Genomic DNA, 9,145 nt, shown 5'->3' with positions numbered 1-9,145 from the left:
TTGCCAACGGCGACGCCATGCAAGCCATACCCGGAGCCCCAGGGCCCACCGATCCTACGAATGACCAGTTCAGACCCAACAAAGAAGGTAGGACAACGCCGTGCCGATCGTGCTGCCCACCGGGCGGATCGTGCTGCTGTCGGAGTGGCAGTGCGTGAAGTCCCCGGCGTGCGGGCGGATCCCGCGCGTGAACTACAGCGACGACGACGGCGCGACGTGGACCGCGCCGAAGGACCTGACCACCCAGCTCGGCTTCGCCGCGGCACCGGACTGGCTCGCGACGGGACCCGGGCACGGCACCGTCCTGCGGCACGGCGCGCACGCCGGGCGGCTCGTGGCCGGGATGAGCTACCAGGTGAACCCCGCGAGCCCGAACGTCGGCGCGCTGATCTACAGCGACGACCAGGGCGTCACGTGGCACGTCGGCGCGACCGACCAGGCCGCGGACCCGGACACGCTGAACCCGCAGGAGATCAGCGTCGCCGAGCTGGCCGACGGCCGGATCTACGCGGCCGCGCGCAACGACCACAAGGCCGCCCCGGCCGATCCGTGCGCCGTCGACAACCGCGCCTTCGCGATCAGCTCCGACGGCGGCGCGAGCTTCAGCGAGGAGTTCGCGGTGGTGCCGGACCTCACGACCCCGCGCGTCCAGGGCTCGGTGCTGGAGATGAGCGCGACCACGGCCGGCGGAGCGTACGACCGCCTGCTGTTCGCCGGACCGTCCACTTGCGACCGGCGCAAGGAACTGCGCGTGCGCTCCTCGTTCGACGAGGGCGGCACCTGGACCAGCGACGCCGGCAGCGTGCTGGTGTGGGGCCAGGACGCGTCCTACACGGACCTGATCTCCCTCAGTCCCACCTCGGCCGGCGTGCTCTACGAAGCCGGCCCCGAGTACCAGGCCGACGCGAGCATCCGCTGGTCGGTGCTCACGGAAGCGCAGCTGGGTGCCCCGGCCTGCGGCGCGGGGTACGGCGTGATCGGCTCGGCGCCGCTGGGCCCGGCGGGCACCGTGTACCTGTCGTACAACTCGGCGAACGGCCGCAACTGCGTGAGCACCATCAAGAAGTCGGGCGCGGGCACGGCGTCGCCCACGTCGGCCTACCTGCAGGTGCAGGGCGCCGCGCGCACCACCGATTCCGGTTCGTTCTCCTACTACGCCGGTCCCGTGTCCGCGCCCGCGGCCGGCCGGTGCGTCCAGTGGGGCGGCGCGATCGGCACGGCCACGTACGACAGCCCGCTCGAACACTGCGGCTGAGCCGGCGGCGCCCCTGACCGAAGGAACCTCGTCCCGGCCGTGACCCGCCCGACGGGTCACGGCCGGGCCCGGAGTACGCAGAGGAAGGTTCCGGTGGCCGGGTACCGTGCAGCGGTGACCACGCTCGCCGACCGAGGCGGTGCGCCGCTGCAGCGGCTGCACTGCGCGCCGCACCCCGCGCGCGACTACCTGCCCATCGAGCTGGCCATGCGCGACATGCGCTCGGCCCACGGGCGGGACCCCGAGACGGGCGAGGGGCCTGGCAGCCGGTCCTGGATCGGCGTCTGCCTGGGCATGATCGTGCTCGACACGCTCTCGGGCACGTCCGCCCCGGCCGGGCGCCGGTTCAAGCGCCTGCTGATCGAGCACGGCGTCGACCACGACGACGCGACCGTGCTGTGGATCATCCGCAATTCCCTGCTCCACGGCTACGGCCTGCCGCGCCCGTCGGACGTGCGCCACCGCCGCGTCGAGGTCACCGGCGCCACCGACGCGTTCGCCCTCGACACCGGCGACGCGCGGGTGGTGCGGCTGAGCGCGCCGGTGTTCTGCAGCCACCTGGTGGAGCGCATCGCGGCTTCGGTGCCGCACCGGTGGGACACCAGCCTCATCCACACGCACGACGCGCTGCGGGACGCGGGCGTGCGCTACCTGCCGCCCGCCGGCCGCGGCGACCACAGCGGGTAGGGCACCCCGGCCAGCCGATTCACGACGATGCCCTGCGCCGTGATCAGGAGGACCCCCGCGAACATCACCAGCAACTGCAGCGGCGTGCGCAGCATGCCCAGCGCGATGATCAGCGTGGTGGCCGCGGCCGGCGGGTGCGAGACGTGGAGCAGCGGCATGAGGCCGCAGGTGAGGCCGAGCGCGATGGCAGCCGCGGCGACGCGGGGCAAGGTGACCTCGGACAGGTTCGGCGGGACGTCGGCGAGCCCGGTCGCCAGGAGGCCCAAGGCGCCCGCGCCGATGCCGATGAGGTGGCCGATCACGGTGTTGCGCGGGCAGGCGGCCGGGATCAGCGGGGTCGAGAACAGCAGGAAGGCCGTCGGCCCCAGGGACGGGAAGACCAGCGGCTGGTGCGCCAGCATGGCGGCGGCCGCGATCAGCGCGATGGAGATGAACGAGTTCACGGCGGAGTAGATCGCTGCGACCACGTTGCGGTTGTAGCGCTGCTCCAGGCTCTCGAGGTGCAACCGGCCCAGGCCGTGCTCCGTCACGGCCGGTCCCAGCCGCGGCGGACCGGGCGCGTGCCGAGCGTGGTCGCGTCGCGGCTGCGGTAGACGATGTAGGGCCGGAACAGGTACTGCACCGGTGCGCTGAACGCGTGCACCAGCCGCGTGAACGGCCAGATCGCGAACAGCACCATGCCGGTCACGGCGTGGATCCGGAAGCTCAGCGACGCCTGCTCCATGAGGCCGACATCCGGCTGGAGGACGAACAGGCTGCGGAACCACGGTGACACGGTCTCGCGGTAGTCCGTCTGCGGCGCGAAGACGGAGATCGCCGTGGTCGCGAGGCCGGCGACCAGCGCGCACACCAGCACCACGTACATCGTCTTGTCGTTCTTCGTCGTGGCCAGGAACACCGGGCCGGTCGTGCGGCGCCGGCGGATGAGGATCCCGACGCCGACGAGCGTGCAGACGCCGGCGACGCCGCCCAGGCTGAGCGCGACGGCGTGGTACTGCGCTTCGGACACCCCGAGGGCGTCGGTCAGCGACTTGGGGACGACGAGCCCCGCGACGTGCCCGATCACGACCACGAGCAGTCCGAAGTGGAACATCGGGCTGCCGATACGCAGCAGCCGGGATTCGTAGATCTGCGACGACCGGGTGGTCCAGCCGAAGCGGTCGTAGCGGTACCGCCAGATCGTGCCGAGCACCAGGACGGCGACGGTGACGTAGGGCAGCACGGCCCACAGCAGGATCCCGGTCATCGCCGGCCTCCCGTCGGCACGGCCCGCGGGTACGGGTCGAGCCCGACCAGCTCGAGTCCGGGCTGCGGAGCGGCGGGTGCCAGCGCGGGCGGGAACGTCACGAGCAGAGCGGCGAGGAGCCCGGCGTACGGCGTGTCCAAGCGGGCCAGGTTCCGCGCGAGCAGCTCCACCCCGGGCCGCGACCACGCGAGCAGGAGTTCCGCGTCCGGCAGGGCGGTGTCCGGGCAGGTCGCGGCGAATTCCAGGAGCGTGGGCAGGAAGTCGGGCAGTTCGTCGCCGGCCGGTTCGACGCCGTGGGCGCGGTAGGTCTGCTTGAACCGCAGCAGGGCCTCGCCGCGGCGGCGGGTGTCGCCGTCGGTGTACCACGTCAAGTACAGGCAGCGCCGCGGCCGGCTGTCGAACACGTCGACGTAGTGCGCGGCCAGGTCCCGGTCACGCGCGTGGTCGAGGAACTGTCCGAACGCGACGGCCACGGGGTTCTCCCCGAGCTCGGCCACGGCTTCCCGCAGCAGCGGCAGCCGCTCGCGCAGCGCGGCGTCGGGGTACTGCAGGCACCAGGAGGCGACCTGCCAGAGCACGCGGTCCGCCATCGTCACCGCCCTCCCTCTCCCCCGTCGCCGCGGCGCGGCGGGAACAGGCCCTTCGGCCGGCCGCGGCCGTCCCAGTTGAGCAGGTTCACGCGGCCGCGCAGGCCGCTGGTGTCGGCGACCGAGTCGGCTTCGGCGCGGTCGGCCAGCAGGTGGAAGTTCTCGACGGCGACCGGCGGCACGGGCCCGGACGCCTCGCCCAGCGGCCCCGAACCGCCCATGCCGGGCCCGCCGTCGTAGTCGAGGCTGCAGCCGAGTTCTTCCAGCCGCTGCGCCTGTTCGGCGTGCGCGGCCGGGACCACGTACCGCTCGTCGTACTTCGCCACCGCCATGAGCCGGTACAGGTCGTCGAGGTCTGCGGCGGTCATCCCGACGGATTCGGGGATCCGCTCGTCGGGCGTGTCTTCGAAGTGGACGGTCCGCTGGTAGGCGCGCATGGCCGCGAGCTTGCGCAGCACCTCGGCCACCACGGCCGTGTCACCCGCGGTGAAGAGCTCGGCGAGGTACTCGACGGGGATGCGCAGGGTCTCGATCGCGGCGAACAGGTTGTCCGGGTCCTCGCCGTCGAACCCGGTGCCGGACAGCGAATCCACGACGGGCGAGAGCGGCGGCACGTACCAGACCATCGGCAGCGTGCGGTACTCCGGGTGCAGCGGCAGCGCGACGCCGAACCGCTTGATCAGCGCGTACACCGGCGAGCGGCGGGCGGCTTCGACCCAGTCGTGCGGGATCCCGGCCCGTTCGGCCTGCGCGGCGACCTCGGGGTCGTCCGGGTCGAGGAACACGTCGAGCTGCGCGCGGTAGAGGTCGGCCTCGTCCGGGACACTGGCCGCGGCCGTGACCTGGTCGGCGTCGTACAACAGGACACCGAGGTAACGCAGCCGGCCGACGCACGTCTCCGAACACACGGTGGGCTGGCCGACCTCGATGCGGGGGTAGCAGAACGTGCACTTCTCCGCTTTGCCGGTGCGGTGGTTGAAGTACACCTTCTTGTACGGGCAGCCGGTCACGCACATCCGCCAGCCGCGGCACTGGTCCTGGTCGACGAGGACGATCCCGTCCTCGGCCCGTTTGTACATCGCGCCCGAGGGGCACGACGCGACGCACGACGGGTTGAGGCAGTGCTCGCAGATCCGGGGCAGGTAGAACATGAACGTCTGCTCGTAGGTGAAACGAACCTGCTCCGACAGCTTCGCGACGATCGGGTCCTCGTGCCCGTGCTCCGGTGCACCGCCCAGGTCGTCGTCCCAGTTGGCGCTCCAGGTGATCTTCGTCGGCTCGCCGCTGATGAGCGAGCGGGGCCGGGCGACGGGGGTGTCGTCGCCCAGCGGCGCCGACGTGAGGTTCGCGTAGTCGTAGGTCCAGGGTTCGTAGTAGTCGTCGACGGTCGGCAGCACCGGGTTGGAGAAGATCTGCAGCAGCTTGCGCAGCCGGCCGCCGGCGCGCAGTTTCAGCTTGCCGCGCCGGTCGAGCTGCCAGCCGCCGCGCCAGCGCTCCTGGTCTTCGTAACGGCGCGGATAACCTTGCCCTGGGCGGGTTTCGACGTTGTTGAACCAGGCGTACTCCACGCCGGAGCGGTTCGTCCACGCCTGTTTGCAGGTCACCGAGCAGGTGTGGCAGCCGATGCACTTGTCGAGCGCCATCACCATCGCGACCTGGGCCATGATCCGCATCAGTACTGCACCTCCTGCGACCGGCGCCGGATGACCGTGACCTCGTCGCGCTGGTTGCCCGTGGGCCCGAGGTAGTTGAACGCGAAGGACAGCTGCCCGTAGCCGCCGACGAGGTGCGACGGCTTCACCAGCAGCCGGGTCAGCGAGTTGTGGATGCCGCCGCGGCGGCCGTTGGTCTGGGACTTCGGCACGTCGATCACCCGGTCCTGCGCGTGGTGCATGTAGACGGTGCCGGTGGGCATGCGGTGCGAGACGACCGCGCGGGCGACGACGATCCCGTTGCGGTTCACGGCTTCGATCCAGTCGTTGTCCTTCACACCGATCGCGTCGGCGTCCTGAGTGGACATCCAGATGGTCTGCCCGCCGCGGGAAAGCGTGAGCATGAGGAGGTTGTCCTGGTACTCGGAGTGGATCGACCACTTCGAGTGCGGCGTCAGGTAGCGCACCACGACCTCGGCGCCGTTCGGGCCGATCCGCGGTTCGCCGAAGAGCCGGTGCATGTCCAGCGGCGGCCGGTACACCGGCAGGGCCTCACCGAGCTCGGCCAGCCAGTCGTGGTCGAGGTAGAAGTGCTGGCGCCCGGTGAGCGTGTGCCACGGCTTGGCGTGCTCGACGTTCGTGGTGAACGCGGAGTAGCGCCGGCCGCCGGTCTCGCTGCCGGACCACTCGGGGCTGGTGACGACCGGGCTCGGCCGCGCCTGGGTGTCGGCGAAGCGGATGCGGTGACCCGCGTTCTCCTCGGCGAGCCCGGTGAGCGGCGTGCCCGTGCGGCGCTGCAGCGTCTCGAACCCCTGCAGGGCGAGGCGGCCGTTGGTGGTGCCGGACAGCGTGAGGATCGCCTCGGCGAAGTGGACGTCGGTGTCCAGCCGCGGCCGGCCGTCGCGCGCCGTGCCGTTGGCCGCGGCCAGCTCCGCCACCTCGCGGGTGACGTCGTAGGTGATGCCCTTGGTCGTCACGCCGAGTTTCTCGGCGAGCGGCCCGAGTGTGGCGAGCTTGGCGGCGACGGCCGGGTAGTCGCGTTCGACGACGGCGAGGCCGGGCATGGTCCGGCCCGGCACCGGTGCGCACTCCCCCGCCCGCCAGTCGCGCACCACGCCGCCGGGCTGGGCGGTCTCGCCCGGGGTGTCGTGCAGCAGCGGGACGGCCACGACGTCGCGGCGCACGCCGAGGTGATCGGCGGCCAGTTCGCTGAACCGCTTCGCGATGGCGTGGAAGGCGTCGAAGTCGGTGCGGGCCTGCCAGGGCGGCGGGATCGCCGGGGTGAAGGCGTGGATGAACGGGTGCATGTCCGTGCTGGACAGGTCGTGCTTCTCGTACCACGTCGCCGCGGGCAGGGTGATGTCGGCGAACAGCGTCGTGCTGGTCATGCGGAAGTCCAGGGCCAGCAGCAGGTCGAGCTTGCCCGCGGGCGCTTCGTCGCGCCAGCGGACGTCCACCGGCCGGGCCCCGGGCGGGGCTTCGCGGGCGCGGAGGTTGGCGTCGGTGCCGAGCAGGTGGCGCAGGAAGTACTCGTCGCCCTTGGCCGACGAGCCGAGCAGGTTCGCCCGCCAGACGGTGAGCACGCGCGGCCAGTTCTCCGGCGCGTCCGGGTCTTCACCGGCGAACCCCAGCGAACCGTCCTGCAGCGCGGCGATGACGTGCTCGGCCGGGTCACGGGATGCGTCGCGGGCTTCGTCGGCGAGGTCGAGCGGGTTGCGGTCGAACGTCGGGTACGACGGCATCCAGCCCAGCCGCGCCGACTGGGCCAGGCAGTCGGCCGTCGCCTTGCCGGCGAACGCGCCGGTGCCCAGCGGCGACGCGAGGGTGTCGGCCGAGTACGTGTCGTAGCGCCACTGGTCGGTGTGCAGGTACCAGTAGGCGGTGCCGATCATCTGGCGCGGCGGGCGCGCCCAGTCGAGGCCGCCCGCGAGCGTCGTCCAGCCGGTGAGCGGGCGGCACTTCTCCTGGCCGACGTAGTGCGCCCAGCCGCCGCCGTTGCGGCCCTGGCAGCCGGTGAGCGTGACGAGCGCCAGGAAGGTGCGGTAGATCGTGTCGGAGTGGAACCAGTGGTTGGTCCCCGCGCCCATGAGGATCATCGACCGGCCGCGGGTGCGTTCGGCGTTGCGCGCGAACTCTCGCGCGATCTTCGCCGCGGTGGCGGCCGGGACGGAGGTGAGCTCCTCCTGCCACGCGGGGGTGCCGGGTTCGCTCGCGTCGTCGTACCCCGCCGGCCAGTCGCCGGGCAGGCCTTCGCGAGCGACGCCGTACTGGGCGAGCAGGAGGTCGAAGACGGTGGTGACGAGGCGGCCGTTCACGCGCCGCGCGGGGACGCCGCGCCTCGAGACGGCGCCGGAGCCGTCGGCGGTGTCGAACCGCGGCAGCAGGACCTCGACGCGTTCGGCTTCCGCGCCCAGGAGCGACAGCTTCGGTTCGAGGTCGCCCAGCTCCAGGTTCCACCGGCCGGCGCCGGATTCGGTCCAGCGGAAGCCGAGTGAGCCGCCGGGAACGGCGGGGGCGTCCGTGGCTTTGTCCCACAGCACGGTCTTCCACTGTGCTCCCTCGGTCGTGGCGCCGAGGTCGGCTTCGGTGAGGAACTTGCCCGGGACGTAGCCGCCGTGGCGTTCGGTGAGGGCGACGAGGAACGGCAGATCGGTGAAGCGGCGCGTGTAGTCGAGGAAGTAGGGGACCTGGCGGTCGACGAAGAACTCCTTGAGCAGCACGTGCCCCATGGCGATGGCGAGTGCGCCGTCGGTGCCGGGGTGCGGGGCGAGCCACTGGTCGGCGAACTTGGTGGCGTCGGCGTAGTCGGGTGAGACGACCACGACCTTCTGGCCGCGGTAGCGCGCCTCGACCATCCAGTGGGCGTCCGGGGTCCGCGTGACGGGAACGTTGGAACCCCAGAGCACGAGGTACCCCGCGTCCCACCAGTCCGCGGATTCCGGCACGTCGGTCTGGTCCCCGAACACCTGCGGCGACGCGACGGGCAGGTCGGCGTACCAGTCGTAGAACGACAGCATGGGCGCGCCGATCAGCGCCATGAACCGCGCGCCGACCGCGTGGGAGACCATCGACATCGCCGGGATCGGCGAGAACCCGGCGATCCGGTCCGGACCGTGTTTCGCGATGGTGTGCACGTGCGCGGCGGCGATCATCTCGACGGCTTCGGCCCAGTCGACGCGCACCAGGCCGCCCTTGCCGCGGGCCCGCTGGTACCGCTTCCGGCGCTCGGGGTCGTCGGCCACCTCCGCCCAGGCCCGCACGGGGTCACCGAGGCGGGCGCGCGCCTCGCGGTACAGCTCGACGAGCACGCCGCGCGCGTACGGGTAGCGCACCCGCGTGGGCGAGTAGGTGTACCAGGAGAACGCCGCGCCGCGCGGGCAGCCGCGCGGCTCGTACTCCGGCCGGTCCGGGCCCACCGACGGGTAATCCGTCTCCTGCGTCTCCCACGTGATGATGCCGTCCTTGACGTACACCTTCCAGCGGCACGACCCGGTGCAGTTCACCCCGTGCGTCGAGCGGACGACCTTGTCGTGGCTCCAGCGGTCGCGGTAGAAGACATCACCTTCCCGCCCGCCCCGCAGGAACTCCGCCCTCAGGTCGGCCGAAACGTCCGCGCGCCGCAACAACCGGCCGGCCCGCAGCAACGCCTCGCCCGCCGGCCCGGTCCCGCTCCCCGCCGACATCCAGCGCCCTCCCGGCCCGATTCCCGCGGTCCGAG

At 72.1% G+C, this 9,145-nt stretch carries 7 protein-coding genes; 2 read left to right on the top strand and 5 right to left on the bottom strand.

What is annotated here, in order from left to right:
* Nucleotides 1-100 precede the first annotated feature (100 nt).
* Nucleotides 101-1,255 (top strand): exo-alpha-sialidase, encoded by a 1,155-nt coding sequence (locus ACIA77_RS50715; RefSeq protein ID WP_395893427.1) that lies wholly within the window; start codon nucleotides 101-103, stop codon nucleotides 1,253-1,255.
* A gap of 114 nt (nucleotides 1,256-1,369) precedes the next feature.
* Complete coding sequence (locus tag ACIA77_RS50710; protein ID WP_395893426.1) at nucleotides 1,370-1,942, top strand: hypothetical protein; 573 nt, start codon at nucleotides 1,370-1,372, stop codon at nucleotides 1,940-1,942.
* Here the strand turns inward: ACIA77_RS50710 and ACIA77_RS50705 are convergent.
* Genes ACIA77_RS50705 through ACIA77_RS50685 form a run of 5 tightly spaced genes read right to left on the bottom strand, consistent with a single transcriptional unit; the run spans nucleotide 1,903 to nucleotide 9,110 of the window.
* The gene (locus tag ACIA77_RS50705) at nucleotides 1,903-2,472 is read right to left on the bottom strand and encodes an HPP family protein (RefSeq protein WP_395893425.1); all 570 of its coding nucleotides are present in this window, start codon (nucleotides 2,470-2,472) and stop codon (nucleotides 1,903-1,905) included. The genes ACIA77_RS50710 and ACIA77_RS50705 overlap by 40 nt on opposite strands.
* Nucleotides 2,469-3,188 (bottom strand): respiratory nitrate reductase subunit gamma, encoded by a 720-nt coding sequence (narI, locus tag ACIA77_RS50700; RefSeq protein WP_395893424.1) that lies wholly within the window; start codon nucleotides 3,186-3,188, stop codon nucleotides 2,469-2,471. Before narI ends, ACIA77_RS50705 begins: the two co-directional genes overlap by 4 nt.
* Nucleotides 3,185-3,778 carry a nitrate reductase molybdenum cofactor assembly chaperone gene (narJ, locus tag ACIA77_RS50695; RefSeq protein WP_395893430.1) on the bottom strand — a complete coding sequence of 198 codons (594 nt, stop codon included), beginning with the start codon at nucleotides 3,776-3,778 and terminating at the stop codon, nucleotides 3,185-3,187. Before narJ ends, narI begins: the two co-directional genes overlap by 4 nt.
* Before the next feature lie 2 nt (nucleotides 3,779-3,780).
* Nucleotides 3,781-5,448: a nitrate reductase subunit beta gene (gene narH, locus ACIA77_RS50690; protein WP_395893423.1), complete on the bottom strand. Its 1,668-nt coding sequence runs from the start codon at nucleotides 5,446-5,448 to the stop codon at nucleotides 3,781-3,783.
* Nucleotides 5,448-9,110 carry a nitrate reductase subunit alpha gene (locus ACIA77_RS50685; RefSeq protein ID WP_395893422.1) on the bottom strand — a complete coding sequence of 1,221 codons (3,663 nt, stop codon included), beginning with the start codon at nucleotides 9,108-9,110 and terminating at the stop codon, nucleotides 5,448-5,450. The genes narH and ACIA77_RS50685 overlap by 1 nt, the downstream gene beginning before the upstream one ends.
* Between the last annotated feature and the right edge of the window lie 35 nt (nucleotides 9,111-9,145).

It is taken from the genome of Amycolatopsis sp. NPDC051903 (assembly GCF_044452505.1).
Lineage (GTDB): Bacteria > Actinomycetota > Actinomycetes > Mycobacteriales > Pseudonocardiaceae > Amycolatopsis.
Note: the sequence above shows the minus strand (reverse complement) of the source record. Positions and strands in the feature narration are given on the sequence as shown.

Bases quoted from the DNA above. Each gene is read 5' to 3' on its own strand.
- narI (WP_395893424.1), bottom strand. From the start codon at position 3,188: ATGACCGGGATCCTGCTGTGGGCCGTGCTGCCCTACGTCACCGTCGCC.
- narJ (WP_395893430.1), bottom strand. From the start codon at position 3,778: ATGGCGGACCGCGTGCTCTGGCAGGTCGCCTCCTGGTGCCTGCAGTAC.
- narH (WP_395893423.1), bottom strand. From the start codon at position 5,448: ATGCGGATCATGGCCCAGGTCGCGATGGTGATGGCGCTCGACAAGTGC.
- ACIA77_RS50685 (WP_395893422.1), bottom strand. From the start codon at position 9,110: ATGTCGGCGGGGAGCGGGACCGGGCCGGCGGGCGAGGCGTTGCTGCGG.